We start from the raw sequence: 25,882 nt of genomic DNA, 5'->3' as shown, positions 1-25,882 counted from the left end.
CTTAAGCCTTCACTACTTCGCCGGAGGATTTAAAGATGCGAACTTTCTTGCCGTCCACTTCTTTGAAACCCACGCGATCTGCCTTGCCAGTCGCTGCATTAAACAATGCAACGTTGGACACGTGAATTGGCATGGTCTTATCGACGATACCACCAGTTACGCCAGTCATCGGGTTTGGCTTAGTCGCTTTTTTAGCGATGTTAATGCCGTCAACCACGATATGTTCAGCATCGATACGCTGCTGTACCACACCACGTTTGCCCTTGTCTTTCCCGGTCAGAACGATGACTTCGTCGTTTTTACGAATCTTATCCATTACGACTCCTTACAGGACTTCCGGTGCCAGGGACACGATTTTCATGAACTTCTCAGTACGCAGTTCGCGTGTGACAGGTCCAAAAATACGGGTACCGATCGGTTCCAGCTTGGCGTTCAACAGAACGGCGGCATTGCCGTCGAACTTCACCAGGGAACCGTCTTGGCGGCGAACACCTTTAGCGGTGCGCACAACCACGGCGTTATAAATTTCACCTTTTTTGACACGGCCACGTGGCGCAGCAACCTTAACGGTTACCTTGATCACATCGCCAATGCCAGCATAACGGCGCTTGGAGCCGCCCAATACCTTGATGCACATTACTTCTTTGGCACCGGTATTGTCAGCCACTTCGAGCCGGCTTTCAGTTTGAATCATAGTATTCTCTTTCCCAACTTAAGCCGAAGAATCCACACAATGTAGACCCACGGTCAGTCTTGGTCCCGCCAGAGCCGCCCTGCTGGGCTTCACTGTTTGGGTGCATGACCTTCATACATCAACTGACCGCGAATGCTACTGTCTGTGGCCAGACACTTTGCGGCGTTACATGAACGAAGCCCGCAAGTATTACATACAATTTGCGGGCCTGCAAGTACTAATTAAAAGCCACCGCCGAAACGGTGGTTTTTATTTAAACGGTTGGTGCGGCTTGAACCACACGTGTCACCGTCCATGCCTTCGTTTTGGAGATCGGGCGACCTTCCTGGATCTCGACCGTGTCACCGGCCTTGACTTGGTTGGTCTCGTCATGCGCGTGATACTTGTTCGAGCGCATGATGATCTTGCCATACAAAGGATGTTTTACGTGGCGCTCGATCAGAACGGTAACGGTCTTGTCCATCTTGTCCGAAACCACTTTACCGATCAGCGTGCGCTTGAGCGACTGTTTCACTGGTTCGTTCATTTGGCTTCCTTCAGATTCATTACCGTCTTCACACGCGCGATATCGCGGCGTACCTTCTTGAGCTGCGAAGTGTTGCTCAGCTGCTGCGTAGCGATTTGCATGCGCAGGCCGAACTGTGCCTTCAACAGGTCATTCAGCTCTTTTTGCAGAGCTGGCTGGTCCTTGCCGCGGAGTTCAGATGCTTTCATATACAACTCCAATTATTGGCCGACTTGGCGGATGACAAACGTCGTCGCCAGTGGCAGTTTAGCGGCGGCAAGACGGAATGCTTCCCGTGCCAGCGCTTCATCAACGCCATCCATTTCGTACAGTACTTTGCCTGGCTGAATTTCAGCGACGTAGTACTCAGGATTACCTTTACCGTTACCCATACGGACTTCAGCCGGTTTGTTCGAAATCGGTTTGTCCGGGAAAATACGGATCCAGATACGGCCACCGCGCTTGATGTGACGCGTCATTGCACGACGCGCCGCTTCAATTTGACGCGCAGTGATACGACCGCGCGCAACTGCCTTCAGACCGAATTCGCCAAACGACACGGCGGTGCCGCGGCTGTGCGAAATACCGGTATTACGGCCTTTCTGCTCTTTACGATACTTTCTGCGTGCTGGTTGCAGCATGATTATTCTCCTGCTTTCTCAGCTGGTGCTGCTGCGGCGGCCGGTTTAGCGGCGGTACGCACACGTGCACCTGGTGCTGTGGATGGTTTCGCACCGGCACCGGCTGGACGTGGACGGCCAGCTGGCTTGCCATCGTCACGGCGTGGGCCGCGGCTTTTCTTCTCGTCAGCTGGGGTATCGATGACTGGTGCATCGCCGTTAGGCGCGCGGTCACCTTTGTATACCCACACCTTGACACCGATGATGCCGTAGGTGGTCGACGCTTCGCTGGTACCGTAGTCGATATCGGCGCGCAGGGTATGCAGAGGCACGCGGCCTTCGCGGTACCACTCTTTACGCGCGATTTCGATACCGTTCAGACGGCCGGACGACATGATCTTGATACCGAGAGCACCCAGGCGCATTGCATTTTGCATTGCACGCTTCATGGCGCGGCGGAACATGATCCGTTTTTCCAGCTGCTGAGCGATCGAATCGGCGATCAGTTGCGAGTCGATTTCTGGCTTGCGAATTTCTTCGATGTTCACGTGAACAGGTACGCCCATGATCTTGGTCAGCGCGGACTTCAGTACTTCGATGTCTTCGCCTTTTTTACCAATGACCACGCCTGGACGCGAGCTGTAGATCGTGAAGCGCGCGTTCTTGGCTGGGCGCTCGATAACGATGCGGCCAACGGAAGCGTTCTTCAGTTTCTTTTTCAGGTAAGCACGTGCTTTCAAGTCTTCGTTCAGCATGGCAGCGAAATTACCGTTGCCTGCATACCAGCGCGAAGCCCAGTTACGGGTGACCGCCAGACGGAAACCGGTTGGATGAATTTTCTGACCCATCGTGGCTCCTTAGTTACCGACAGTCACGTAAACGTGACAGGATTGTTTCGAAATACGGTCGCCACGGCCTTTTGCACGCGCGGTGAAGCGCTTCAGGACCGGGCCCTTTTCGACGTAGATCGTTTTCACGAACAATTCGTCGATGTCCGCGCCATCATTGTGTTCCGCATTGGCGATTGCCGATTCCAGAACACGCTTGATGATCGCAGCACCTTTTTTCGGGCTGAATTGCAAGATGTTGAGTGCAGCGTCAACTTTCTTGCCACGGATCAGGTCAGCAACCAGGCGGCCCTTTTGGTCCGACAGGCGCACACCTTTGAGGATAGCTTTAGTTTCCATTATTTCTTAGCCTTTTTGTCAGCTGCATGGCCCTTGAACGTACGGGTCAGTGCGAATTCGCCGAGCTTGTGACCAACCATGTTTTCGGAAACATAAACCGGCACGTGCAGCTTGCCGTTATGAACCGCGATCGTCAGGCCGATGAAGTCAGGCATGATTGTCGAACGACGCGACCAGGTTTTGATTGGCTTTTTGTCTTTGGCTGCTTGCGCGGCTTCAACTTTTTTCACCAGGTGGGCGTCACAGAACGGCCCTTTTTTCAATGAACGTGTCATGTGCTACCCCTTATTTCTTGCCGCGGCGCGAGACGATCATGGAAGTCGTACGCTTGTTGCTGCGTGTTTTCTTACCCTTGGTCTGTTGGCCCCATGGCGAAACTGGATGACGACCAGCTGCTGTTTTACCTTCACCACCACCGTGCGGGTGATCGACCGGGTTCATGACCACACCGCGAACGGTAGGACGAACACCGCGCCAGCGCATCGCACCAGCTTTACCGATTTTACGCAGGCTGTGCTCGGCATTGCCGACTTCACCAACCGTTGCACGGCACTCGATGTGCACGCGACGTACTTCACCCGAGCGCAGACGCACTTGAGCGTAGGTACCTTCACGTGCCATCAGCACAACGCCAGCGCCGGCGGTACGTGCCATTTGGGCACCTTTACCTGGCAGCATTTCGACGCAATGCATCACGGTACCGACTGGGATGTTACGGATTGGCAAGCAGTTACCCGATTTGATCGGTGCTTCCGAACCGTTCATCACGCTGTCGCCAACGGCCATGCCTTTGGTTGCGATGATGTAGTGACGTTCGCCGTCGGCGTAGCACAGCAGAGCGATATTCGCGGTGCGGTTTGGATCGTATTCGATACGTTCCACTTTCGCTGGAATACCATCTTTGGTGCGCTTGAAGTCGATCAAGCGGTAGTGTTGCTTATGACCACCACCGATATGACGGGTGGTGATGTGACCGTTGTTGTTACGACCAGCGGTCTTGGATTTCTTTTCAACCAGGGCAGCGAATGGACGACCTTTGTACAGGTCGGCATTCACCACCTTCACCATGCCGCGACGGCCTGGCGAGGTTGGTTTCATCTTAACGAGTGCCATTATGCAGCCTCCTCGGAGAAGTTGATTTCCTGGCCAGGCTTCAGGCACACGAAAGCACGCTTGGTATGGTTACGACGACCGTTGAACTTGCCGGTGCGCTTTTGCTTACCTTCGCGGTTTGCAGTTTGCACGGACAGAACTTCAACCTTGAACAGCAGTTCGACCGCTGCCTTGATTTCAGGCTTGGTTGCATCCGGCAGTACGCGGAATACAATTTGCTCGTTCTTTTCCGCGACCATGGTGGCCTTTTCGGAAATCACGGGCGCCAACAGCACCTTCATCAAGCGTTCTTCGCTATGTTTCAAAATCGCGCTCATGCCAGCATCTCCTCAATCTTGGCCAATGCAGCTTTGGTGACCAGGATCTTCTTGTAGAACACCAGGGACATCGGGTCTGCGTGACGTGGCTCAACGACGAGTACGTTAGGCAGGTTGCGCGATGCCAGTTCCAGGTTTTCGTTCAGAACGTCGGTGATGATCAGAACCGAATCAAAGCCCAGGCCGTTCAATTTTTGCGACAGCAGCTTGGTTTTTGGCGCGTCGATCGTCAGATCGTCGATGACGATCAGGCGCTCTTCGCGAGCCAGCTGCGACAGGATCGAGCAGATACCTGCGCGATACATCTTTTTGTTCACTTTGTGGGTGAAGTTTTCGTCAGGCGAGTTCGGGAAAATCCGACCACCGCCGCGCCACAGTGGCGACGACGACATACCAGCACGAGCGCGGCCGGTACCTTTTTGGCGCCATGGCTTTTTCGTCGTGTGGTGAACTTCTTCACGGTCTTTTTGCTTGCGGTTACCACTACGTGCATTCGCTTGATAAGCGATGACGACTTGGTGGATCAGCGCTTCATTGTAGTCACGGCCGAAAATCGTATCGGCTGCAGCAACGTTCGAGGCGGCTTGACCTTGCGCATTCAGAAGCTTGAGTTCCATCGTTTAAGCTCCCTTCTTGGCTTTGGTTTTGATGGCTGGCGAGACAACTACCTGGCCATTTTTCGCACCTGGAATCGCGCCTTTGACCAGCAACAGCTGACGGTCGGCATCGATACGGGCGATCACGAGGTTCTGGATCGTACGGTTAACGTCACCCAGATGACCGGTCATGCGCTTACCAGGGAAAACGCGACCTGGATCTTGTGCCATACCGATGGAACCTGGAACGTTGTGCGAACGCGAGTTACCGTGCGTTGCACGGCCAGAAGCGAAGTGGTAACGTTTGATAACGCCTGCATAGCCTTTACCGATGGTAACGCCTTGCACGTCGATCTTTTGACCGACTTCGAACAGGGAAGCAGCGACAACATCGCCAGCTTTCAGTTCAGCGGCTTTGGCAGCGTCGACACGGAACTCTTTCAACAGAGTACCGGCTTCAACACCAGCTTTAGCGTGATGACCAGCAACAGCTTTGGTCACGCGGGAAGCGCGACGTTGACCGAATGCGACCTGAACAGCGGAGTAACCATCTGTTTCAGGGGTTTTGATTTGCGCAACACGGTTGTTCGATACGTCCAACACGGTGACAGGAATCGAATCCCCTTCATCCGTGAAAATGCGCATCATACCAACCTTGCGACCGAGAAGGCCTAGGCTCATTTTTTCTCCATTCCCACCTGCGATTGGGCGGGGCTTGTTTAACTACAAAGTAACGTAGGACTCAAAAAAGACGAATCCATACCGAAGCCGGCTAGTATATAGCACAAAAACCCTTGACGCAACAAGTTAACACGAGGTATGTCAAAGTGTTGCAAGACGCCCCTGCGGGAGTTGTCGGCGCGCCTGAAAAACGCTGCCGCAAGGCAATTTAACGGCAGCAAAGCACGGCGGCATGCGGCCTGCCGCACCGGGCGCCACCGGCGGCAAGTCAGTGGCAGCCGCGGAAACAACAAGGGCGCGTACACGGCGTACGCGCCCCTTGCCCTCCTCCATCCTGCCCTCCTGTATCAGGCCTGGCGCCGGGCGGAGGGCGACTCAGCTCAGACCTTGCACTGCTCGATGCAATGCTGGTAGACCATCTCGCAAATCGGGCTCGAGGCCGAACCGGGCATGCCGCCCGAGCACGTATTGGCCCGGATGGCGCACTCCAGCGTGCAATCATTGCCAGCCATGGCATACGAGGCGCTGCAGCCGATGGCAAACAGGAATACCGCGATTTTCTTGTACATGCATGTCTCCAATTGTGTTTTTTTCAGGAATCAAAGCGTACCCAGGCAAGCTGCCGGGAGCAGGTGCTTACTTCTGGCAATTGGCCAGACAATGCTCGTACAAGTCCTCGCAGATGGGGCTGCCACCGAGGTGCGCCCGGCAATTGGCCACCTTCTGCCCGCACTCGCTATAGCACTGCGTGACATCGCCGGCGGCAAATGCATACGAGGCGCTCAGGCCCAGCGCAAACAGGAAAGCCATCGTCTTCTTGATCATATTTCATCTCCGTTTATCAGATGGAACAACAACCAGGACGACACGCCATCCTCGCACCGCCCCGGGCCGGCGCCACGGCGCCCGCCATTGCCTAAAAAGCAATGCCAATAGAATACCGTAAACAATACCAACCAACTACCAATTATTGTGCCACGTTCCTCCCGGCCAAATAAAAAGCCAGCCAGGACATATCACCGTCATGGCTGGCTGCAAATGCGGAGGCGCATGGCGCCCGGATGGCCCCTATTCCTGCGGCGCTCCTTTGCCAATCTGATACCAGTCAACCTTGCGCGTCGCCACCATGATGGCGGCCAGGACGGCGAACAGCAGGATGCTGCCCATCACCAGCGCATTGTTTTCCGAGTTCAGCAATCCGTACAGGGCGCCATACAGCATGGTCAGCGCCACGCCGAAGCCGATGCCGCGCCAGGCGTTGTGCAATACATGCGCCAGGTAAAAACTGGTCAGCGCGATACAGGCGGCGCTGGCGATCAGGTAAGCGGCAAGGAAAGCGATATGCTCGGCCAGGCCCACCAGCAGCAGGAAGAAGATCACCAGCGACAGGCCCACCAGCAGATATTGCACGGGATGGATCGGCAGACTCTTCAGGATCTCGAAGATGAAGAAGGCGGCAAACGTCAACGCCACAAACAGCAAGCCATACTTGGTGGCCCGGTCCGACTGCGAATACACATTGATCGGCTCGATGAAGCCGACGCTGAAACGGTCCACCTGGCCCAGCGGTGCGCTGTCGGGCACCTTGAACTCGCCCTCGATCGTGCTCAGCTGCGTTTGCGCATTGCTGGCCAGCGACGAGATATTCCATTCGACCTGAAAGCCCTCGGCATTGATCTGGCGGTGTTTCGGCGACGGCAGGAAGCGCCCGCCAAACTGCGGATGGGGCCAGTTCGACTTGATGCTGATCTGGCTATTTTTCGCCACCGGCACGAAATGCTGGCGTTCGATGCCGTCCAGTCCCAGGTCAAAACTGAATTTCACCTGCTGCGCTTGCGCCAGCGGCATGGCGCCCAGGGGTGCATGCAGGCCGCTGCGGAAGGCAAACAGGTCGGTGCCCTGTTCGAATTCGATCTGGCGCCCGCCCCAGTCGATTTTCGGGATGTTGCGGATGCCGCGCACGTCCTCGATGGACAAGGCAACAAACGGCTCGCCCAGGGTCACGCGCGCGTCCGGCGTCTTGCGCGGCAACTGCTCAAGACTGGGCACCGTGAAGTCGCCCTTGAACGCATGCTGGCCGCTGTACACCAGCACCTGGTGGATGCCACGGTAGCGGCGGTCGGTCTCGATGGTGCCTTCCTGCAGCAAGAGGTTCGGGTACACCAGCAAGCGGCGCTGCATGACGCGGCGCTGCACCTGCGTCTGCGCCGGCACGCTGCCTTTCTGCTCCTTGTCGACGGCGATCTCGACCCGCTCGTCATATTGCTCCACATACGGGATCACGAGGATGGGACCGATGATGGTTTGTTCGCGCACCGAATCGGCGGCGATGCTGTTGACGGCTTCCTGGCGGAATTCCATCCGCTCCTTGATCGTTTCCTGAATCATCAGCAAAGGCAGGCCGATCAGCAGCATCAGGCCGAACACGATCAAGGCTTTGACTAACAGAGTTTTTTGCATGGCGCATCCTTGAAGTAAGGGCGCCAGTGTAAAAAAGCTGTATGCGCTGACGATGCAGTCCGTGTGAAGCGGGAAAATAAAGTGCGCTAGGCTAGTGGCAGGCACAGGCGCGCGCAGGCGCCGCCCTGCGCATGATTGAGCACTTCGACCGTGCCGCCATGCAGCGAGGCCACCTCGCGCACGAAGGGCAAGCCCAGGCCCGTGCTCTTGCCGGCGCTCGGGCGCGGCAGGGAATAGAAACGCTCGAAGACGCGTTCCAGCGCATACGCGGGGATGCCCGCGCCACGGTCGCGCACGGCAATTTCCACCTGACTGCCCTGGCGCCGCGCCGTCAGGTCGATGCAACTGCCCGGTGGCGCAAAGCCGGCCGCGTTGTCGAGCAAATTGCCCAGCGCCTGGCGCAGCAGCAAGGCGTCCCCGGCCACACTGCCCTCTTCCGCCTGCAACTGCAGGCGCACGCCGCGCGCCGCCAGGGTGGCGGCCGCGTCCTGCGCCACTTGCGCCAGCAGGGGCGCCAGCGCGATGCGCTCAGGGTGATCCAGCCGTTGCTGTTTTTCCACGCGCACGAGGGCCAGCAGCTTGTCGATCAGTTGCCGCTGGCGCGCATTCTGCTCCAGGATGCTGGCAAGGAACTGGCGGCGCTCGGCCGGCGGCATGTCTTCCTGCAGCAGCTCGGCCGAGGCCTGGATGGCGGCGATCGGGCTTTTCAATTCATGCGCCAGGGTGTGCATCAGCTGCTCCACGTATTCCTTGCCTTCCAGGCGCGTGCGCATCGCCTCGAGCGCCCGCCCCAAAGTGCCGATCTCGTTCTTTCCCAGCGCCGGCAGCGCCACCTTGCGCCCCGCTTCCACGTCGCCGATGTAATGCATCAGCTTGCCCAGCGCATGGTGCAGCCACCAGGCAAATGCCAGGCCGATCAGCAGCGACAGCAGCAACAGGATGGCGCCGCGCTGCAATATCTTGCGCTGGCTGCGCTCGACAAACGCTTGCACGCTGGCGTTCGGCTTGGCCACCGTCAGCACGCCGATCACCTCATTGCCGTCGCGAATCGGCGCGGCCACATGCATGACGGTCGACATCTCGTCGTCGGGCCGGCTGCGCGTGCTGCGCGCGCCATACTTGCCCTGCAAGGTGAGGTACACGTCATTCCAGCGCGAATAGTCGCGCCCCACGTCGCGCCCGCTGGAATCGAACAGCACGATGCCGTGCCGGTCCGTGATGGTGATGCGGTAATCGAGCGTGCGCTTGCGCACGCCATTGATATTCACGTCCACGCCATGGCGCGCGTAATCCTGCATGCGTTCGGCCACGGGCGACTGCGCCAGCGTGCCCGCCTTCAGGTCGGGCGCCACCAGGCTGGCCAGCAGTTGCGAGGTATCGACCAGGGTGTCTTCCAGGGTCGAGCGCACGCCGGGCTTGACCTGCTCCATGAAGACATTCAGCAGGAACCATGCGGCCAGCCCGACGATCAGGAAGTAGCCGAGCAGGATGCGCAGGCCGATCTTCATGCGCCGGCCAGGCTGTAGCCGAGGCCACGGTGGGTCTGGATGGGATCGACCTGCGCATCGACGGCACGCAGCTTGGCGCGCAGCGATTTGACGTGTGCGTCGACTGTGCGCTCAAGCGTATCGGGCGCCCCGCTCCACACGCGCTCCATCAGCTGCGCGCGCGACAGCACGTGGCCCGGATGCTCGAGCAGGGTTTTCAGCAACAGGTATTCATAGCGGGTCAGGTCCAGCGGCTGGCCGTGAAAGAGCACTTTCGCCTCCAGCGCGCGCAACTCGAAGCGCGCCGGCGCGGCGGCAGGCGCGGCTATCGTCATGCCAGTCTCGCGGGGAGCTTGCGCGACACCCGCGCGGCGCAGGATGACGCGGATGCGCGCCACTAGTTCGCGTGGCGAAAACGGCTTCGTGACGTAATCGTCGGCGCCGATTTCCAGGCCGACGATACGGTCGATCTCGTCGCTGCGAGCCGTCAGGAAGATCACCGGCACCTCGGAAAACTGGCGCAGCCGGCGGCACACTTCCAGCCCGCTCATGTCGGGCAAGCCCACGTCAAGCACTACCAGAACGGGCATCTGCGCGGCTTCGCCGGGCGTTGGGCGCAGCGCGGCCAGGGCGTGCTCGCCCAACATCACATGGCGCGGCGTAAAGCCGTCCGTGCGCAAGGCATAGGCGATGCTGTCGGCAATCGCCTGTTCATCTTCCACGATCAGGACAGTCTTGGACATGGCGGCGGCACGCATTAATGGACAAGCCCGGAGTATCCCCGAAGCACGCGAGCGGCGTCAATCGCGTGCGCTGGCAAAAAGCCGCCCATCCCAAAAAACTTATAGTATATTTATTACGGCATGACTCCACCGATACACCGTGTTTGACACCCGTCCGAGGAGACTATGAAGACCCATACCATCAGCCTGCTATGCGCCGTCAGCCTGCTGGCCGCCTGCGCGGCGCCAGCGACGCTCACCACCTCCAATGAACAGCACGACGCCTGCAACGCGGCCGAACTCAAAGGCCAGTTTGGCGAAGCGGAACTGGCTTGCGTACAGGCGCTGCGCAGCGCCGAGCAAGCCGGGGCCAGCGCGGACATCCTCTCGCAGCGCCAGTACAACCTGGGCCGCATCAAGCGTTTGCAGGGCAAGAATGCGGAAGCGGAGCAGTTGTACCGGCAAGCGCTGGCCACGGAAGAAGCGGCGCAGCCGCGCAGCGACGCGCGCGTCGGCCGGCGCATGGTGGAACTGGCGTCGGCCCTGGCAGCGCAAGGCAAATGGCAGGAAGGCACAGGCTATCTGGAACGCGTGCTGCCGCTGCTGCCGAAGCTGTCGCCCGCCTCGCGCACGTATTCGGCGGAAGTGCTGCGCCAGTACGCGAAGCAGCTGCAAGGCGGTCCGCAGGCGGCACTGGGCGCGCGCTTTGAAGCCGTCGCGGCCAGCCTGCAATAAGAGACTTCCGGTGCCCGGCCTAGGGCTGGGCGACGTGGATGCTGGCCTTGATGTGCTTGAGGTGGGCCACGATGGTGAACGTCATCACCACCAGCAGCGACCACGAGCTCCATTTGCTGACATGCACGACCGACCAGGCGCCAAGCTGGTTCGGATAGCGCCATACGCCCCAGAAGGTGCTGATGTTTTCAGCCAGCCAGATGAAGAAGCCGACCAGCACGAAACCGAGCAGCAAGGGCATGCTGCGGTCGCGGTCGAGCGGACGGAACACCACGCTGGTGCGCGCGTACAGGCCCAGCGCGCAGGCGGCCAGGTACCAGCGATAGTCGCCGATGTAGTGGTGAGTAAAGAAGTTGGCGTAAATCAGCAGCGCGATCAGCACCGCCATCCAGTATGGCGGATGGTGGCGGATCCGCATGTCGAGCAGGCGCCAGGTCTGGATGATGTAGCTGCCGACGGCCGCATACATGAAGCCGGAAAACAGGGGCACGCCGAACACCTTGGTGTAGGCGAAGTCGGGATAGCTCCACGACTGGATCGTCCCCGACACCTTGAACACCTCCAGCGCGAAGCCGACCGCATGAAACAGGCAGATGGCTTTCAATTCATCCCACGTTTCCAGCCCGCTCCACAGCATCGCGCCCTGGATCGCCAGCGCCACCAGCAGCAGCACGTCATAGCGCGGCAGGCCGAACAGGCCAGCGCGCGGCACCAGGAACACGGCAGCGAAAAACAGCCCCACGAACAGGCACGACCTCGCCTCCTTGATGCCGAAATACAAAAATTCGGTCAGGAAACGCGGCCAGCCGCGCAGGCGCTCACGGGGAGCTGCATTTAACAGGTGGGTATCGAGGGCATTAAGCATGCGGCAACTTTATCGTCCAGTTGCGGCACTGTAAAGCGATTTTGCAGAGATGCGCTGGCACCAATAGCAATGGGGCCGGGCGCACTCACGATCGTGAGCAGGCCCGGCCCCATCATCAGGCAGCGGGACACCCCGCCGGCCTGCTTAAAAACAATTATTGCAGTTTGATTTCGACATCAACACCAGCTGGCAGGTCCAGCTTCATCAGCGCGTCAACGGTTTTGTCCGTTGGGTCAACGATGTCCATCAGGCGTTGGTGCGTACGGATCTCGAACTGATCGCGCGAAGTTTTGTTGACGTGCGGGGAACGCAGCACGTCGAAACGCTGAATACGGGTAGGCAGTGGTACTGGGCCTTTGACGACAGCGCCGGTGCGCTTCGCGGTTTCAACGATTTCCAGAGCGGACTGGTCGATCAGTTTGTAATCGAAAGCCTTCAGGCGGATACGGATTTTTTGGTTTGGTGCCGACATGATATTTCCTTAAAAGAACGAACCGCGCGGTTTGCACGGCAATGAGGTCATACGGGAATTTCTGACGCAACAACCGTCAGGGTCGACATGATAGCACCAAAATGCTTGCCAACCCCGGCAGTTGAATAAAAAGAAGGGCGCCGGGCGACGACGCGTCTTCTTTTATGCAGGCTTAAGAATTAAGCCAGGATTTTTGCAACAACACCAGCGCCGACGGTACGGCCGCCTTCGCGGATAGCGAAGCGCAGACCTTCTTCCATCGCGATCGGGTTGATCAGCTTGACGGTGATCGACACGTTATCGCCTGGCATGACCATTTCTTTGTCTGCTGGCAACTCGATCGAACCGGTTACGTCCGTCGTGCGGAAGTAGAACTGTGGACGATAGTTGTTGAAGAATGGCGTATGACGGCCGCCTTCGTCTTTCGACAGAACATAGATCTCGCCGGTGAAGTGTGCATGCGGCTTGATCGAGCCTGGCTTGGCCAGAACTTGACCACGTTGCACGTCTTCACGCTTGGTGCCGCGCAGCAGCAGACCAACGTTGTCGCCAGCTTGACCTTGGTCCAGCAGTTTGCGGAACATTTCCACGCCGGTGCAAGTCGTTTTGACGGTATCGGTGATACCAACGATTTCGATCTCTTCGCCGACTTTAACAATGCCGCGCTCGATACGACCGGTCACAACGGTACCGCGACCCGAGATCGAGAACACGTCTTCCACTGGCATCAGGAAAGCACCGTCAACAGCGCGCTCTGGCGTTGGGATGTAAGCATCCAGCGCATCGGCCAGACGCAGAACCGCGTCAACGCCCATTTCGCCTTCTTTGCCTTCCAGCGCCATACGTGCCGAACCTTTGATGATAGGCAGGTCGTCGCCTGGGAATTCGTACTTCGACAACAGCTCGCGCACTTCCATTTCAACCAGTTCCAGCAGCTCTGCGTCGTCGACCAGGTCGCACTTGTTCAGGAACACGATGATGTATGGAACGCCAACTTGGCGGGCCAGCAGGATGTGTTCGCGGGTCTGTGGCATTGGGCCGTCAGCTGCGGAGCACACCAGGATCGCGCCGTCCATCTGGGCAGCACCGGTAATCATGTTTTTGATGTAATCGGCGTGGCCTGGGCAGTCAACGTGCGCGTAGTGACGCGTTTCCGTTTCGTACTCGACGTGGGCGGTGTTAATCGTGATACCGCGCGCTTTTTCTTCTGGTGCTGCATCGATCTGGTCGTATGCTTTAGCTTCGCCGCCGAATTTCTTCGACAGAACCGTTGCGATTGCAGCGGTCAGCGTGGTTTTACCGTGGTCGACGTGGCCGATGGTGCCGACGTTGACGTGCGGCTTGGTCCGTTCGAATTTACCTTTTGCCATTTTATTCTTCCTTAGAACAATGATTTAAATGTAGGGACCGGCATTCTCGTGAAAGCCGGCCCGGAACTTCTATTACTTAGCTTTCGAGCTTACGATTGCTTCAGTCACATGCTTAGGTGCTTCAGCATAGTGCTTGAATTCCATCGTGTAAGTCGCACGACCTTGGGTCGACGAACGCAACGACGTAGCGTAACCGAACATTTCCGACAGAGGCACTTCGGCCTTGATGATCTTGCCGCCACCGCCAGCAATTTCATCCATGCCTTGCACCATGCCGCGACGCGACGACAGATCGCCCATCACGGTACCGGCGTAGTCTTCCGGCGTTTCCACTTCCACGGCCATCATTGGCTCCAGGATGACTGGCGATGCTTTGCGGCAGCCATCTTTGAATGCCATCGAAGCGGCCATGCGGAATGCATTTTCGTTCGAGTCAACATCATGGTACGAACCGAAGAACAGCGTGACTTTCACGTCAACGACTGGGTAACCAGCCATCACGCCCGAAGTCAGCGTGTCGCGCACACCTTTTTCAACTGCAGGGATGTATTCGCGAGGAACGGTACCGCCCTTGATCGCGTCAACGAATTCGAAGCCCTTGCCCGGTTCTTGCGGTTCGATCTTCAGAACCACGTGACCGTATTGACCACGACCACCCGATTGCTTGACGAATTTGCCTTCCGACTCTTCGCACACTTTACGGATCGTTTCGCGGTAAGCCACTTGTGGCTTGCCGACGGTGGCTTCAACGTTGAATTCGCGCTTCATGCGGTCAACGATGATGTCCAGATGCAACTCGCCCATACCGGCGATGATGGTCTGGCCCGATTCTTCATCGGTACGCACGCGGAACGATGGATCTTCTGCTGCCAGGCGGTTCAGCGCCAGGCCCATTTTTTCCTGGTCGGCCTTGGTTTTTGGCTCGACTGCCTGCGAAATCACTGGCTCAGGGAAGACCATGCGCTCCAGAACGACGCTGGCTTTCTCGTCGCAAAGCGTATCGCCAGTGGTGGTGTCTTTCAGACCCACAACGGCGGCGATGTCGCCAGCGCGCATTTCCTTGATTTCTTCGCGTTCGTTCGCTTGCATCTGCACGATACGGCCGATACGCTCTTTCTTCTGCTTCACGGAGTTCAACACCGAGTCGCCCGAATTCAGGGTACCCGAGTAGCAACGGATGAAGCACAACTGACCGACGAACGGATCGGTTGCGATCTTGAACGCCAATGCCGAGAATTTCTCATTGTCGTCAGCGGCACGCTCGACTGGCTGCTCGTCCTCGTCCAGACCTGGGACAGGTGGAATGTCGATTGGCGATGGCAGGTACTCGATGACCGCGTCCAACATGGCTTGTACGCCCTTGTTTTTAAAGGCGGTACCGCACAACATTGGAACGATTTCGCTGGCGATGGTACGCTGACGCAGGGCAGCCTTGATCTCTTCTTCCGAGAGGTCGCCTTCTTCCAGGTACTTGTTCATCAGGTCTTCCGACGCTTCAGCAGCGGCTTCAACCATGTTCTCGCGCCACTTGGCAGCATCAGCGGCCAGGTGTGCAGGAATGTCGCCGTATTCAAACTTCATGCCTTGCGACGCGTCGTCCCAGATAACCGCTTTCATCTTGACCAGATCGATAACACCGGTGAAGACGTCTTCAGCGCCGATAGGCATCTGAATAGGTACTGGGTTGGCTTTCAGACGCGAACGCATCTGATCGTAGACCTTGAAGAAGTTGGCGCCGGTACGGTCCATCTTGTTCACGAAGGCCAGACGTGGCACTTTGTACTTGTTAGCCTGACGCCATACCGTTTCCGATTGTGGCTGCACGCCGCCGACTGCACAGTAAACCATGCAGGCGCCATCCAACACGCGCATCGAACGTTCCACTTCAATGGTGAAGTCAACGTGGCCTGGGGTGTCGATGATGTTGATGTGGTGAGCTGGGAAGTTGTTTGCCATGCCTTTCCAGAAGCACGTAACAGCAGCCGAGGTAATCGTGATACCGCGCTCTTGTTCCTGTGCCATCCAGTCGGTGGTGGCAGCGCCATCATGGACTTCGCCCAGCTTGTGGTTCACGCCTGTGTAGAACAGGACGCGCTCGGTCGTGGTCGTCTTACCTGCATCGATGTGAGCGGAGATACCGATATTACGATAGCGCTCAATGGGGGTCTTGCGGGCCATAATTAATCCTAAATGAATGGACAAAACCGAGCAGCATTTTTTTGCAAAAATGAGCCCGGCCTCGAACAACAGATGCTTGACAGCCGCCTTGCGGTAGCTGGCTTTATATTAGAAGCGGAAATGCGAGAACGCTTTGTTCGCTTCAGCCATACGATGGACTTCGTCGCGTTTTTTCATCGCGCCGCCGCGGCTTTCAGCCGCTTCCATCAGCTCACCGCCGAGGCGTTGTGGCATCGATTTTTCGCTGCGCTTGTTAGCAGCTTCACGCAACCAACGCATGGACAGAGCCATACGACGGACTGGGCGAACTTCGACCGGCACCTGGTAGTTTGCACCACCGACGCGACGGGATTTCACCTCAACCAACGGCTTGGCGTTGTTGATTGCGGTAGCAAAAACTTCGAGTGGATCTTTACCCGATTTTGCTGCGATGTGCTCGAAAGCACCGTAGATGATGTTTTCTGCAACCGATTTCTTACCGGACAGCATCAGCACGTTTACAAATTTAGCGACATCAGTGTTGCCGAATTTTGGATCTGGCAAAATTTCGCGCTTGGGTACTTCACGACGACGTGGCATATCAATTCCTTTCAATCTTCAGTTGAGCGCGCGTTCTTCGCACACTCGCGGACGACCATCATAGTCTTCCACTTACTCGACCAGATGCGGTCGACTACATTCACTTAGCTAGTTGCCACTGAGCGAAACTTGGGTTTGCTGCGTACAACTTATTACTTCTTGCCAGCTTTAGCGCGCTTGGTACCGTACTTCGAACGCGATTGCTTACGGTCTTTAACGCCTTGGGTATCCAGGGCACCGCGAACCATGTGGTAACGCACACCCGGCAAATCCTTAACGCGACCGCCGCGCAACAGCACAACACTATGCTCTTGCAGGTTATGGCCTTCACCGCCAATGTACGAAATGACTTCGAAACCATTGGTCAGACGAACTTTAGCGACTTTACGCAGAGCCGAGTTAGGCTTCTTTGGAGTCGTGGTGTAAACACGTGTGCAGACGCCACGTTTTTGCGGGCTGTTTTCCAGCGCCGGCGATTTGCTCTTCACGGTCAAAGCGACGCGTGGATTGCGAATCAATTGATTGATGGTTGGCATCGTTATAAATCCAACAAAAAACTACGATTAATAACCCGGGCAAGATGCCCGGCGACTAAAACCTCGTCCCGCTTTCATCTACTGCGCACCGGAGGCGCCCGCAGCCACTCGATAAGGAGCGGCCATGAAATGCCAAGCAATACGTAAACGATGAGCAGAATAAAATCGAGAACTCGCTAGTTTAGACCTTGTGTTACAGGGGGTCAATCGGTTTACCACTTTTTGCTATAAAAAAAGGCAAAAAAGCGGCACTTTTGTAGCATTTTGACTAATCTTTGGCCGCAGCGCGCAGACGCCGCCGCCTCGCGGCGCTTGACGATTTGACATTCTTTCTCTGCCACCAAGCATCTGGCGCGCACATTCTTGTATGACCGCAAGACAACAAAAGGATTGATAATAGCGGACATTTTTCGCTGCCCTCCCTTATGCGCTCCTTGCTTCGCCCTGCCACTCTGTTCCTGCTCCTGACGTATGCCTTGCTGACGGCCGTACCCTTCATCCCCGCGCTGCTGGGACGTTCGCTCGAGCATCCCTGGCAGATGCTCACCTTCGAGCTGCTGGCCTGGCTGGCCGTCTGGAGCGTGTTCAAGCGTCCCGCGTATTTCCACTGGCTGCTGGTGCCCGCCTTCCTGGCCCTGCCGACGGAAATCTACCTGTTCATCTTCTATGGCCAGGGTATTTCCACGCACCACCTGGGCATCATCTTCGAAACCAGCCCCAAGGAAGCGATGGAATTCCTCGGACAAAAAGTGTGGCTGATGGGCGCCGTCATGCTGGGCGTGATCACCTGGTGCGCGCTGGGCTGGTATGCGGCCACGCGCACGCGCGACCTGGACTGGCGCGGCAAGACGCGCCCGGCCGCCTTCGTGCTGCTGCTCCTGCTGGGCGGCTTCTGGGCCTATGGCCATGAATTCGGTTTCGAGGCCAAGGTCCTGCACAGCGCCACCGCACCGGCCAAGGCCAGCGGGCCGGCGGCCGGCAGCAAGGCGGGCGCCTCCGGCTTCGGCGACGCCAGCTCGGCCGACGACGACACGGCCGAGGAAGACGAGGAGAGCAGCAAGCCGGAGAACTCCAGCATCGCCGGCGCCGATGAAACGGGCCTGGGCTGGCCCAGCCTGCCCCACTGGGCGCGCCTGCCCTACGCCTTCGACACCGTCAGCAATTCCTGGCCTTTCGGCCTGGCCGCGCGCGGCTTCGATTTCTACAAAGAACGCCGGTACCTGGCCGAGCTGGGACAGAAAAGCAGCAGCTTCCGTTTCGGCGCGCACCAGCAACAGCCCGATCCCCACCCGGAAGTGGTGGTCATGGTGATCGGCGAATCGTCGCGCTACGACCGCTGGAGCCTGAACGGCTATGAACGCGACACCAATCCCCTGCTGAAACAGGAAAGCAACCTGGTGCCGCTGGCCGACGTCATCACGGCCGTTTCCGCCACGCGCCTGTCCGTGCCCGTCATCATCTCGCGCAAGCCGGCCACGCAAAGCCTCAAGGATGGTTTTTCAGAGAAATCCTTCCTCACCGCCTACAAGGAAGCGGGTTTCAAGACTTACTGGCTGTCGAACCAGATTTCGTTCGGCCAGTTCGACACGCCCGTGTCCGTCTTTGCCAAGGAAGCGGACGTGGTGCAATTCCTGAACCTGGGCGGCTTCACCAACAATTCGAACTTCGACCAGATCCTGTTCGACCCATTCAAGAACGCGCTGGCCGACCCGGCGCCGAAAAAACTCATCGTGCTGCACACCCTGGGCAGCCACTGGAACTACAGCCAGCGCTATCCGAAGGCGTTCGACAAGTGGCAGCCGTCGCTGTTCGGCGTCGACAAGCCCGTCTACACGGACACGGCCATCAAGCCGCAGCTCAACAACAGCTACGACAGCTCCATCCTGTACACGGACTGGTTCCTGTCGAACGTGATCGGCATGCTGAAGGACGATGGCCAGCGCACCGCCCTGCGCAGCTCGCTCGTCTACGTGGCCGACCACGGCCAGACCCTGTACGACGGCACCTGCCGCCTGGCCTTCCATGGCCACAACACGCAGTTCGAATTCCACGTGCCCGCCTTCGTCTGGTATTCGCCGCAATTCCAGCAGCACTATCCGGACAAGGTGACGCAGCTGAAGCGCCATCAGAAGGCGCGCCTGTCGACGGAAAACATGTTCCACACCCTGCTCGACCTGGGCGACATCCGCTTTGCCGGCGAACAGCCCGAATGGAGCATCGCCAGCCCCCGCTTCAAGCAGCACAAGCGCTACGTCGACAGCTATGGCTGGACCAACTACGACAACGCCATCATCCGCGGCGATTGCCGCGAAGTGATCGACAAGAGCACGCCGGAGAAGCAGGAAAAGTAAGCGCGGCCGTCAGGCTCGTTCCAGCACGCCGCCGCAATCGGCCGGCTGCGCCATGTGCGTGCTGAGCCAGTCGAAGACGCGGCCGGCCTTGTCCGCGATGCCGGCGTCGAAACCGCGCTGGGCCAGCAGGGCGATGCCATTTGTTGCTTGCAGCACGCCGGGCGCCAGCAGCAGCGCGCCGGCATCATCGCGGCGCACGCACCACGGCGCCAGGCAGTCTTCCAGCAGCGGCCCCAGCACCAGGTTGTGCGACGAGACGATCACCAGGTGATCTGCGGCCAGGCTGTGCAGCACGGCCGCCGCCGCCGCCACCGATTCGAGGTGGTTCGTGCCGCGGAAGATTTCATCAATCAGGAACAGGGCCGGCGCGCCCTCCTCGGCCAGCGCCAGCAATTCGCGCGCGCGCCGCAATTCGGCGATATACAAACTTTCGCCGCCATCGAGCGAGTCTTCATTCTGCATGCTCGCGTACACGACCAGGTGCGGCACATCGGCGCTGTCCGCATAACAGAAACCAAAGGCCCGCGCGCAGACCAGGTTCAGGCCTATGCAACGCAGCAAGGTGCTCTTGCCGATACCGTTCTGGCCGGAGATGAAGCAGCCCTTGCCCTGCACGCCGAACGACAGCGGCGCGGCATTCTCCAGCAAGGGATGCCGCATGCCCTGCAAGGCCAGCGCGCGCCGCGCCGCGGTGCCCGCCCAGCAAAACACGGGGGCCGCACGCAGCCGCCGCGCCAGCGCCAGGTCCGCTTCCAGCTGGGCCACCTGCGTAAAGGTCTCGCGCAGGAAGGGCAGCTGCCGCGCCACCAGCTGGCGCGTGCGGAAATAGCGCTTGACGTTTTTCAGCAGCAGCCAGTCGCCATATTCGACCAGCAGCGTATCGATGAAGGGCACGTAATGCAGCAACGAACGCTCGATGGCGCGCGTCAGCCTGGCCGCCTGCGCGCTGCCGGCAGCCAATGACGAGGCTGCCGGCACATCGAGCCGCACCAGCGCGGCATGGGTTTTCAGCAGGTGGCGCAAGGTATCGAGCGTGCGTTCCCACAGCTTGGCGCTTTCGTAAAAACGCACTTGTACGGTCATCAGCGCAACACAGGCGGCCAGTACGCCAAACAGCGCCGGCCAACCTGCCAGCCAGCTGGCGGCGATGGCCAGCAACAAGGCCAGCGGCACCAGCCATAGCCAGACGCTCCACCATGGCGCCGGCGGCAACGCCGCACCGAACAGCGTCTCGCTCACTTCCGTATCGGCCTGGCGCAAGGGCAGGCAGGCGTGCTGCAGGCTGGCCGCCTGGGCCGGATCGTCCAGCAATCGCCGGACGCGCGCGATGGAGGCCGGATCGGCCTGGCCGCCGCTCAGGCGCCGGTGCAGCTCCTGCTGGCCGAAGATGCTGGTCTCGCGCGCCAGTTGCGACGCATACTGGTCGAGCAGCAGCTCGTTCCAGGTCTGGCCGTCGAGCGCTGGGGCCTCGCCCGTCAGCCGTTGCAGCATCGCCACGTCGCTGCGTGCAAAGGGATAGTCGAGCGCTGGCGCCAAGGCACGGGCAGGGAAAAGTTGCTGGAGGAACGGATGCATGGCGCCTGGGGAAGAGTCAAAAAAGGAGTCGCCACAGCAGATGCAGGCGATTGCCAATTTATCAAGCACAACTTGCGCGGACGGACATGCTGGACAGCGCGGACACTTCGGACAGCCGGACACGAGAATTTTTTTCTATTCAAATCAATGGCTTAATCACTGGCACGGATCGTGCATTGGAAAATTCATCCTTCACGAGACATGACCATGATCCGCGATACTTCCTCCCAAGACGCCGTACTGACCGCCCCGCCGGGCCAGCGCCACAAGCAACGCGCCCTGCTGCTGGCCGGCGCCGTCATCGTCATCGGTGCCGCCATCGCTGTCGTTGCCGGCTGGCGCAACAGCGAGCATTCCGTCAACAGCAGCCGCCTGCGCATCGCCGAGGTCACGCGCGGCACCCTGATCCGCGACGCGGCCGTCACTGGCCGCGTGGTCGCCTCGATCAGCCCGACCTTGTATTCGACCACGGTGGCCACCGTCACGCTGAAAGCCAAGGCGGGCGACACGGTGAAAAAGGGCGACATCCTGGCCGTGCTGGAGTCGCCGGACCTGTCCGACGCGCTCAAGCGCGAACAATCGAGCGTGCAGCAGCTGGAAGCGGAAGTGGCGCGCCAGCAGATCCTGGCCAAGAAGCAGAAACTGCTGGCGCGGCGCGAAGCCGATACGGCCGAAATCGAGCGCCTGTCCGCACAGCGCACGCTGGAACGCTATGAAAGCGTGGCGCAGGTGGGCATCATCGCCAAGATCGATTACCAGAAGGCCAAGGATGCCTTGAATTCGGCCGATATCCGCAGCAAGCACGCTTCGCAGGCGGCAGGTCTGGAAAGCGAAGACGTGACCCTGGCCCTGAAAACAAAAAGCAATGAACTCGAACGCCAGCGCCTGAGCCGCGACAACGCCCAGCGCAGGGTCGACGAGCTGACCGTGCGCGCGCCCGTCAACGGCTTCATCGGCACCCTGTCGGTGGCCAACCGCAGCGTGGTGCAAGCCAATACGGCCCTGATGACCCTGGTCGACCTGTCGCAGCTGGAAATCGAGCTCGAGGTGCCGGAAACGTATGTCGCCGACATCGGCCTGGGCATGCGCGCCGAGATCGAAACGGGCGTCATCAAGGCGACCGGCAAGCTGTCGGCGCTGTCGCCGGAAGTGGTGAAAAACCAGGTGCTGGCGCGCGTGCGTTTCGACGGCGAGCAGCCGGCCGGCCTGCGCCAGAACCAGCGCGTGGCGGCGCGCCTGCTGATCGATGAAAAACCGAATGTGCTGATGCTGGCGCGCGGCTCCTTCGTCGAAGCCGAAGGCGGCCGTTTCGCCTACGTCGTGCGCGATGGCGTGGCGATGCGCACGCCGATCAAGCTGGGTGCGACCAGCGTCTCGGCCGTGGAAATTCTCGACGGCCTGAAGCTGGGCGACAAGGTGGTCGTCGCCGGCACGGAAAACTTCGAGAACGCGGCCCGCGTCTCGCTCAACTAACAACACTCATCCAACCAGGAGCCCTCCATGCTGCGCATGCAAAACCTGAGCAAAGTCTACCGCACCCACATGATCGAAACCCACGCGCTGCGCGGCTTCGACATCCATGTGCAACAAGGTGAATTCGTCACCGTCACGGGGCCGTCCGGCTCGGGCAAGACAAGCTTCCTGAACATCGCCGGTCTGCTCGAGGAATTCACGGACGGCGAATACATCCTCGACGGCGTCAACGTCCGGGGCATGGACGACAATGCCCGCTCGCGCCTGCGCAATGAAAAACTCGGCTTCATCTTCCAGGGCTTCAATCTGATTCCCGACCTGTCGCTGTTCGACAACGTCGACGTGCCGCTGCGCTATCGGGGCTTCAACCGCGCCGAACGCAAGGAGCGCATCGAAGAAGCGCTGGCCAAGGTGGGACTGGCGTCGCGCATGAAGCATTATCCGGCCGAATTGTCGGGCGGCCAGCAGCAGCGCGTGGCGATCGCGCGCGCGCTGGCCGGCTCGCCCAAGCTGCTGCTGGCCGATGAACCGACGGGCAACCTGGATACGCAGATGGCGCGCGGCGTGATGGAACTGCTCGAAGACATCAACGCGCAAGGCACCACCATCCTGATGGTCACGCACGATCCGGAACTGGCGCTGCGCAGCCAGCGCAATGTGCACATCATCGACGGCCAGGTGTCGGATCTGGTGCAGCACCGCGCCACGCTGTCGGCCAGGCCGCAGCACCCCGTGACAGCGTAAGGAGAAACCATGTTCCGCTACTATTTCACCTTGGGCCTGCGCAGCCTGCGCCGCAACCGCGCCCTGACGGCGCTGATGGTGCTGACCCTGGCCGTCGGCGTGGCCGCCAGCGTCTCCACCGTCACCATCCTGCACGCCATGTCGGGCGATCCGCTGCCGCACAAGAGCGACCGCATGTTCGTGCCGATGATCGACATCCTGCCCGTCAAAGGCTACGTCCCTGGCGACAAGCCCGGCTTCTCGCAAGCCCAGATGAGCTATATCGATGCGCGCAATTTCATGGCCAGCAAGATGGGCGTGCGCCGTACCGTCATGTACGGCGTGGCCGGTCCGGTCGAGCCGGCGCGCAAGGATATCGGGTCTTTCAATGCCCAGGGCATTGCGCCCACGCGCGATTTTTTCAGCATGTTCGACGCCCCCTTCCTGTACGGCCAGCCGTGGAGCGAAGCCGATGACGCCAGCGGCGCCGACGTGATCGTCCTGAGCCGCGCGCTGGCTGAAAAACTGGTGGGCTCGAACAACCCGGTCGGCCAGCGCGTGACGGTGCTGGGCCGGCCCTACATGGTGACGGGTGTGCTGGCGACCTGGGACGTGGTGCCACGCCCGCACCGCATCATCGGCAGCAAGGGCGCTTTCGGCGCGGAAGACGAATTCTTCATCCCGTTTGCCAGCGCGATTCGCCACGAGACGGAACACGACGGCGGCATGAGCTGCAACGGCGACAATAACGCCCCCGGCTACCAGGGCAGGCTCGCTTCGGGCTGCACCTGGCTGCAGTTCTGGTTCGAGATGGCCAGCAGCGGCGAGCGTGGCCAGTTGCAGCAGTATCTGGATGCCTATGCGGGCGAGCAGCGCAAGCTGGGACGCATGATGCGCAATGCGCCCAACAAGCTGTACGACCTGAACGAATGGATGGCCTTCCTGAAGGTGGTCGACAACGACAACAAGCTGGCGGCCTGGCTGGCCTTCGGCTTTCTGCTGCTATGCCTGGTCAACACCATCGGCCTGCTGCTGGCAAAGTTTTCCGTGCGCGCCAGCGAGGTCGGCATCCGCCGCGCGCTGGGCGCCACGCGGCGCGACATCTTCCGCCAGTTCCTGATCGAAAGCGGCGTGATCGGCCTGGCCGGCGGCGTGATCGGCCTGCTGCTGGCGTTTGGCGCGCTGGCCGTGGTCAGCCAGCAGTCGAAGGAACTGGGCACCGTGGCGCACATGGATGTGCCGATGCTGTTGCTGACGTTTGCCATGTCGGTGCTGGCGGCCCTGCTGGCCGGCCTGCTGCCCACCTGGCGCGCCTGCCAGGTGACGCCGGCGATCCAGCTCAAATCCCAATGAACATCCTTTACCCAACATGAGGTCCAGCATGGAAATCCGTCCCATCCTGTCGGCGCTGATGCGCAGCAAAACCGGCGCCATCCTGGTGGCCGTGCAGATCGCGATCAGCCTGGCCATCCTGGCCAATGCCCTGCACATCGTCAACCTGCGCCAGGCCGTGGCCGCCCGGCCCACCGGCGTGGCCGCTGAAAACGATATTTTTTATGTCCATATCCAGAACATGAACCGCGGCAACCACCAGCGCCAGCTGTCCGAACAGAAGCGCCAGGCGGCTCTGCTGCGCGCCTTGCCGGGCGTGCTGTCGGTGGCGCAAACGTCGCAGGCGGTGCTGTCGCGCTCCGGCAACTCCACCAGCGTGTCGGCCAAGCGCAGCCAGGTCACGCCCAGCGCCAACATCTCGACCTACGTCACCCCCGATGCCCTGGTCAAGACCTATGGCTTGAAGCTGGTGGAAGGACGCGACTTCCTGCCTGAGGAGGTACCCGAGATCGATGAAGATGTCGACGACCGCTACCCCACGGTGGCCATCGTGACGCTCGCCGCGGCGCAAAAAATCTGGCCCGGCGAAACCAGCTTTGTCGGCAAGACGCTGTACCGGGGCAACGGCGCAGATGATCCCGAACTGCGCGTGGTCGGCGTCGTTGAACGGCTGCAGACGCAGGTGGGCCAGGTCAAGGCCGAAGGCGAATATTCGATCCTGATGCCGGCGCGCCTGACGGGCGGACGCGATTCGTTGCTGTATGCGGTGCGCGCCGAACCGGGCCAGCGCGACCGCCTGATGAAGGAGGCCGAGCAAGCCATCCGCACTGCCACCAGCGACCGCCTGCTGGTACGCACCGATACCCTGGAAAAGCACCGCACGTCACGCTACCGGGCCGACCGCGGCCTGTCATGGATGCTGATCGCCGTGTCGACCCTGCTGCTGCTGGTGACGGCCAGCGGCATCGTCGGCATCGCCAGCCTGTGGGTGACGCAGCGCCGCAAGCAGATCGGCGTGCGGCGCGCGCTCGGTGCCCGCCGCGTCGACATCCTGCGCTATTTTTTGACGGAGAATTTCATGATCACCAGCGTCGGCGTGGCCTGCGGCGTGCTGCTGGCCCTGGGCTTGAACCAGTTGCTGGTCAGCCAGCTGGAAATGGCCCGCCTGCCACCCGTCTATCTGCTGGCCGGCGCGCTCGTGTTCTGGCTGCTGGGCGTGGGCGCCGTGTACGGCCCGGCATGGCGCGCGGCCAGCATTTCGCCGGCCACTGCCACCCGCAGTACCTGAGCCGGCACCTGAGTGATATGCTG

At 59.7% G+C, this 25,882-nt stretch carries 30 protein-coding genes; 6 read left to right on the top strand and 24 right to left on the bottom strand.

The features are described 5' to 3' along the window. Position 1: 1 nt before the first annotated feature. The 17 genes from rplX to creB all read right to left on the bottom strand — a co-directional run bounded on the left by rplX (position 2) and on the right by creB (position 10,403). Positions 2-316 (bottom strand): 50S ribosomal protein L24, encoded by a 315-nt coding sequence (gene rplX / locus P9875_RS03265; RefSeq protein ID WP_034753204.1) that lies wholly within the window; start codon positions 314-316, stop codon positions 2-4. A gap of 9 nt (positions 317-325) precedes the next feature. Next, the gene (rplN, locus tag P9875_RS03260) at positions 326-694 is read right to left on the bottom strand and encodes a 50S ribosomal protein L14 (protein ID WP_008444317.1); all 369 of its coding nucleotides are present in this window, start codon (positions 692-694) and stop codon (positions 326-328) included. Positions 695-947: 253 nt separating this feature from the next. Next, positions 948-1,220 (bottom strand): 30S ribosomal protein S17, encoded by a 273-nt coding sequence (gene rpsQ / locus P9875_RS03255; RefSeq protein WP_010394415.1) that lies wholly within the window; start codon positions 1,218-1,220, stop codon positions 948-950. Continuing rightward, a complete protein-coding gene (gene rpmC / locus P9875_RS03250; RefSeq protein ID WP_010394412.1) occupies positions 1,217-1,408 on the bottom strand; it encodes a 50S ribosomal protein L29 in 192 nt (63 codons plus the stop codon). Before rpmC ends, rpsQ begins: the two co-directional genes overlap by 4 nt. Positions 1,409-1,420: 12 nt before the next feature. Beyond that, the gene (gene rplP, locus P9875_RS03245; RefSeq protein ID WP_034753201.1) at positions 1,421-1,840 is read right to left on the bottom strand and encodes a 50S ribosomal protein L16; all 420 of its coding nucleotides are present in this window, start codon (positions 1,838-1,840) and stop codon (positions 1,421-1,423) included. A gap of 2 nt (positions 1,841-1,842) precedes the next feature. Beyond that, complete coding sequence (gene rpsC / locus P9875_RS03240; protein ID WP_034753199.1) at positions 1,843-2,667, bottom strand: 30S ribosomal protein S3; 825 nt, start codon at positions 2,665-2,667, stop codon at positions 1,843-1,845. A 9-nt stretch (positions 2,668-2,676) separates the two neighbouring features. Further along, positions 2,677-3,009 carry a 50S ribosomal protein L22 gene (gene rplV, locus P9875_RS03235; RefSeq protein WP_170840583.1) on the bottom strand — a complete coding sequence of 111 codons (333 nt, stop codon included), beginning with the start codon at positions 3,007-3,009 and terminating at the stop codon, positions 2,677-2,679. Next, the gene (gene rpsS / locus P9875_RS03230; protein WP_008444295.1) at positions 3,006-3,281 is read right to left on the bottom strand and encodes a 30S ribosomal protein S19; all 276 of its coding nucleotides are present in this window, start codon (positions 3,279-3,281) and stop codon (positions 3,006-3,008) included. The genes rplV and rpsS overlap by 4 nt, the downstream gene beginning before the upstream one ends. A 10-nt stretch (positions 3,282-3,291) precedes the next feature. Next, positions 3,292-4,119, bottom strand: coding sequence for a 50S ribosomal protein L2 (gene rplB / locus P9875_RS03225; RefSeq protein ID WP_034753198.1), 828 nt, complete (start codon positions 4,117-4,119; stop codon positions 3,292-3,294). Next, positions 4,119-4,436, bottom strand: coding sequence for a 50S ribosomal protein L23 (gene rplW, locus P9875_RS03220; RefSeq protein WP_010394398.1), 318 nt, complete (start codon positions 4,434-4,436; stop codon positions 4,119-4,121). The genes rplB and rplW overlap by 1 nt, the downstream gene beginning before the upstream one ends. Next, a complete protein-coding gene (gene rplD / locus P9875_RS03215) occupies positions 4,433-5,053 on the bottom strand; it encodes a 50S ribosomal protein L4 (RefSeq protein WP_034753197.1) in 621 nt (206 codons plus the stop codon). The genes rplW and rplD overlap by 4 nt, the downstream gene beginning before the upstream one ends. Before the next feature lie 3 nt (positions 5,054-5,056). Then, a complete protein-coding gene (rplC, locus tag P9875_RS03210) occupies positions 5,057-5,713 on the bottom strand; it encodes a 50S ribosomal protein L3 (RefSeq protein WP_010394393.1) in 657 nt (218 codons plus the stop codon). A gap of 380 nt (positions 5,714-6,093) precedes the next feature. Then, positions 6,094-6,282, bottom strand: coding sequence for a hypothetical protein (locus P9875_RS03205; protein WP_035824017.1), 189 nt, complete (start codon positions 6,280-6,282; stop codon positions 6,094-6,096). Positions 6,283-6,349: 67 nt separating this feature from the next. Next, positions 6,350-6,538 (bottom strand): hypothetical protein, encoded by a 189-nt coding sequence (locus P9875_RS03200; protein ID WP_099378435.1) that lies wholly within the window; start codon positions 6,536-6,538, stop codon positions 6,350-6,352. A 243-nt stretch (positions 6,539-6,781) separates the two neighbouring features. After that, positions 6,782-8,173 carry a cell envelope integrity protein CreD gene (creD, locus tag P9875_RS03195; RefSeq protein ID WP_278317561.1) on the bottom strand — a complete coding sequence of 464 codons (1,392 nt, stop codon included), beginning with the start codon at positions 8,171-8,173 and terminating at the stop codon, positions 6,782-6,784. 86 nt (positions 8,174-8,259) lie between these two features. Beyond that, complete coding sequence (gene creC / locus P9875_RS03190; protein ID WP_278317560.1) at positions 8,260-9,681, bottom strand: two-component system sensor histidine kinase CreC; 1,422 nt, start codon at positions 9,679-9,681, stop codon at positions 8,260-8,262. After that, entirely contained in the window at positions 9,678-10,403 is a 726-nt protein-coding gene (creB, locus tag P9875_RS03185) for a two-component system response regulator CreB (RefSeq protein WP_278317559.1), read from the bottom strand. The genes creC and creB overlap by 4 nt, the downstream gene beginning before the upstream one ends. Positions 10,404-10,568: 165 nt before the next feature. Between creB and P9875_RS03180 the strand changes: the two genes are divergently transcribed. Next, on the top strand, positions 10,569-11,117 hold the full coding sequence (locus tag P9875_RS03180; RefSeq protein ID WP_278317558.1) for a tetratricopeptide repeat protein: 549 nt from the start codon (positions 10,569-10,571) through the stop codon (positions 11,115-11,117). Between the two features lie 19 nt (positions 11,118-11,136). On the opposite strand, the gene P9875_RS03175 is transcribed toward P9875_RS03180, so the two are convergent. From P9875_RS03175 to rpsL, 6 genes are all read right to left on the bottom strand, one after another. Then, positions 11,137-11,982 carry a DUF817 domain-containing protein gene (locus tag P9875_RS03175; protein WP_176387679.1) on the bottom strand — a complete coding sequence of 282 codons (846 nt, stop codon included), beginning with the start codon at positions 11,980-11,982 and terminating at the stop codon, positions 11,137-11,139. 154 nt (positions 11,983-12,136) lie between these two features. Then, a complete protein-coding gene (rpsJ, locus tag P9875_RS03170) occupies positions 12,137-12,454 on the bottom strand; it encodes a 30S ribosomal protein S10 (protein ID WP_010394389.1) in 318 nt (105 codons plus the stop codon). Positions 12,455-12,633: 179 nt separating this feature from the next. Then, positions 12,634-13,824, bottom strand: a complete 1,191-nt coding sequence (gene tuf / locus P9875_RS03165) for an elongation factor Tu (protein WP_034753125.1) — start codon at positions 13,822-13,824, stop codon at positions 12,634-12,636. Positions 13,825-13,896: 72 nt separating this feature from the next. Continuing rightward, a complete protein-coding gene (gene fusA, locus P9875_RS03160; protein WP_034753184.1) occupies positions 13,897-16,002 on the bottom strand; it encodes an elongation factor G in 2,106 nt (701 codons plus the stop codon). Between the two features lie 108 nt (positions 16,003-16,110). Next, positions 16,111-16,581, bottom strand: coding sequence for a 30S ribosomal protein S7 (rpsG, locus tag P9875_RS03155; RefSeq protein ID WP_010394377.1), 471 nt, complete (start codon positions 16,579-16,581; stop codon positions 16,111-16,113). A 152-nt stretch (positions 16,582-16,733) separates the two neighbouring features. Continuing rightward, positions 16,734-17,117 (bottom strand): 30S ribosomal protein S12, encoded by a 384-nt coding sequence (rpsL, locus tag P9875_RS03150; protein WP_010394376.1) that lies wholly within the window; start codon positions 17,115-17,117, stop codon positions 16,734-16,736. Positions 17,118-17,542: 425 nt separating this feature from the next. Here rpsL and P9875_RS03145 point away from each other — a divergent pair, with 425 nt between their 5' ends. Further along, positions 17,543-19,468: a phosphoethanolamine transferase gene (locus P9875_RS03145; protein WP_278317557.1), complete on the top strand. Its 1,926-nt coding sequence runs from the start codon at positions 17,543-17,545 to the stop codon at positions 19,466-19,468. Between the two features lie 9 nt (positions 19,469-19,477). Here P9875_RS03145 and P9875_RS03140 read toward each other — a convergent pair whose 3' ends face one another. Continuing rightward, on the bottom strand, positions 19,478-21,043 hold the full coding sequence (locus tag P9875_RS03140) for a MutS-related protein (protein ID WP_278317556.1): 1,566 nt from the start codon (positions 21,041-21,043) through the stop codon (positions 19,478-19,480). A 207-nt stretch (positions 21,044-21,250) separates the two neighbouring features. On the opposite strand from P9875_RS03140, the gene P9875_RS03135 reads away from it, so the two are divergent. Genes P9875_RS03135 through P9875_RS03120 form a run of 4 tightly spaced genes read left to right on the top strand, consistent with a single transcriptional unit; the run spans position 21,251 to position 25,859 of the window. Next, positions 21,251-22,516, top strand: a complete 1,266-nt coding sequence (locus P9875_RS03135; protein WP_099401443.1) for an efflux RND transporter periplasmic adaptor subunit — start codon at positions 21,251-21,253, stop codon at positions 22,514-22,516. 27 nt (positions 22,517-22,543) lie between these two features. Then, complete coding sequence (locus tag P9875_RS03130; RefSeq protein ID WP_099401282.1) at positions 22,544-23,260, top strand: ABC transporter ATP-binding protein; 717 nt, start codon at positions 22,544-22,546, stop codon at positions 23,258-23,260. Positions 23,261-23,269: 9 nt separating this feature from the next. Beyond that, a complete protein-coding gene (locus tag P9875_RS03125; RefSeq protein ID WP_035823994.1) occupies positions 23,270-24,592 on the top strand; it encodes an ABC transporter permease in 1,323 nt (440 codons plus the stop codon). A gap of 28 nt (positions 24,593-24,620) precedes the next feature. Beyond that, positions 24,621-25,859: an ABC transporter permease gene (locus P9875_RS03120; protein ID WP_035823992.1), complete on the top strand. Its 1,239-nt coding sequence runs from the start codon at positions 24,621-24,623 to the stop codon at positions 25,857-25,859. Positions 25,860-25,882: the final 23 nt, after the last annotated feature.

Source organism: Janthinobacterium rivuli (genome assembly GCF_029690045.1).
GTDB classification, from domain to species: Bacteria; Pseudomonadota; Gammaproteobacteria; order Burkholderiales; family Burkholderiaceae_D; genus Janthinobacterium; species Janthinobacterium rivuli.
This window is presented reverse-complemented; position numbering and strand designations above follow the sequence as displayed.

What these genes read in the sequence shown, in the direction of transcription:
- rpsJ (WP_010394389.1), bottom strand. Translation starts at nt 12,454, where the DNA reads ATGTCGGCACCAAACCAAAAAATCCGTATCCGCCTGAAGGCTTTCGAT.
- creC (WP_278317560.1), bottom strand. Translation starts at nt 9,681, where the DNA reads ATGAAGATCGGCCTGCGCATCCTGCTCGGCTACTTCCTGATCGTCGGG.
- P9875_RS03205 (WP_035824017.1), bottom strand. Translation starts at nt 6,282, where the DNA reads ATGTACAAGAAAATCGCGGTATTCCTGTTTGCCATCGGCTGCAGCGCC.
- rpsL (WP_010394376.1), bottom strand. Translation starts at nt 17,117, where the DNA reads ATGCCAACCATCAATCAATTGATTCGCAATCCACGCGTCGCTTTGACC.
- rpsS (WP_008444295.1), bottom strand. Translation starts at nt 3,281, where the DNA reads ATGACACGTTCATTGAAAAAAGGGCCGTTCTGTGACGCCCACCTGGTG.
- rplN (WP_008444317.1), bottom strand. Translation starts at nt 694, where the DNA reads ATGATTCAAACTGAAAGCCGGCTCGAAGTGGCTGACAATACCGGTGCC.
- P9875_RS03125 (WP_035823994.1), top strand. Translation starts at nt 23,270, where the DNA reads ATGTTCCGCTACTATTTCACCTTGGGCCTGCGCAGCCTGCGCCGCAAC.
- rplP (WP_034753201.1), bottom strand. Translation starts at nt 1,840, where the DNA reads ATGCTGCAACCAGCACGCAGAAAGTATCGTAAAGAGCAGAAAGGCCGT.
- creB (WP_278317559.1), bottom strand. Translation starts at nt 10,403, where the DNA reads ATGTCCAAGACTGTCCTGATCGTGGAAGATGAACAGGCGATTGCCGAC.
- fusA (WP_034753184.1), bottom strand. Translation starts at nt 16,002, where the DNA reads ATGGCCCGCAAGACCCCCATTGAGCGCTATCGTAATATCGGTATCTCC.
- P9875_RS03120 (WP_035823992.1), top strand. Translation starts at nt 24,621, where the DNA reads ATGGAAATCCGTCCCATCCTGTCGGCGCTGATGCGCAGCAAAACCGGC.
- rplX (WP_034753204.1), bottom strand. Translation starts at nt 316, where the DNA reads ATGGATAAGATTCGTAAAAACGACGAAGTCATCGTTCTGACCGGGAAA.
- tuf (WP_034753125.1), bottom strand. Translation starts at nt 13,824, where the DNA reads ATGGCAAAAGGTAAATTCGAACGGACCAAGCCGCACGTCAACGTCGGC.
- P9875_RS03140 (WP_278317556.1), bottom strand. Translation starts at nt 21,043, where the DNA reads ATGCATCCGTTCCTCCAGCAACTTTTCCCTGCCCGTGCCTTGGCGCCA.
- rpmC (WP_010394412.1), bottom strand. Translation starts at nt 1,408, where the DNA reads ATGAAAGCATCTGAACTCCGCGGCAAGGACCAGCCAGCTCTGCAAAAA.
- P9875_RS03200 (WP_099378435.1), bottom strand. Translation starts at nt 6,538, where the DNA reads ATGATCAAGAAGACGATGGCTTTCCTGTTTGCGCTGGGCCTGAGCGCC.
- P9875_RS03175 (WP_176387679.1), bottom strand. Translation starts at nt 11,982, where the DNA reads ATGCTTAATGCCCTCGATACCCACCTGTTAAATGCAGCTCCCCGTGAG.
- P9875_RS03180 (WP_278317558.1), top strand. Translation starts at nt 10,569, where the DNA reads ATGAAGACCCATACCATCAGCCTGCTATGCGCCGTCAGCCTGCTGGCC.
- rplD (WP_034753197.1), bottom strand. Translation starts at nt 5,053, where the DNA reads ATGGAACTCAAGCTTCTGAATGCGCAAGGTCAAGCCGCCTCGAACGTT.
- P9875_RS03130 (WP_099401282.1), top strand. Translation starts at nt 22,544, where the DNA reads ATGCTGCGCATGCAAAACCTGAGCAAAGTCTACCGCACCCACATGATC.
- rpsQ (WP_010394415.1), bottom strand. Translation starts at nt 1,220, where the DNA reads ATGAACGAACCAGTGAAACAGTCGCTCAAGCGCACGCTGATCGGTAAA.
- P9875_RS03145 (WP_278317557.1), top strand. Translation starts at nt 17,543, where the DNA reads ATGCGCTCCTTGCTTCGCCCTGCCACTCTGTTCCTGCTCCTGACGTAT.
- P9875_RS03135 (WP_099401443.1), top strand. Translation starts at nt 21,251, where the DNA reads ATGATCCGCGATACTTCCTCCCAAGACGCCGTACTGACCGCCCCGCCG.
- rpsC (WP_034753199.1), bottom strand. Translation starts at nt 2,667, where the DNA reads ATGGGTCAGAAAATTCATCCAACCGGTTTCCGTCTGGCGGTCACCCGT.
- rplW (WP_010394398.1), bottom strand. Translation starts at nt 4,436, where the DNA reads ATGAGCGCGATTTTGAAACATAGCGAAGAACGCTTGATGAAGGTGCTG.
- rplB (WP_034753198.1), bottom strand. Translation starts at nt 4,119, where the DNA reads ATGGCACTCGTTAAGATGAAACCAACCTCGCCAGGCCGTCGCGGCATG.
- creD (WP_278317561.1), bottom strand. Translation starts at nt 8,173, where the DNA reads ATGCAAAAAACTCTGTTAGTCAAAGCCTTGATCGTGTTCGGCCTGATG.
- rpsG (WP_010394377.1), bottom strand. Translation starts at nt 16,581, where the DNA reads ATGCCACGTCGTCGTGAAGTACCCAAGCGCGAAATTTTGCCAGATCCA.
- rplC (WP_010394393.1), bottom strand. Translation starts at nt 5,713, where the DNA reads ATGAGCCTAGGCCTTCTCGGTCGCAAGGTTGGTATGATGCGCATTTTC.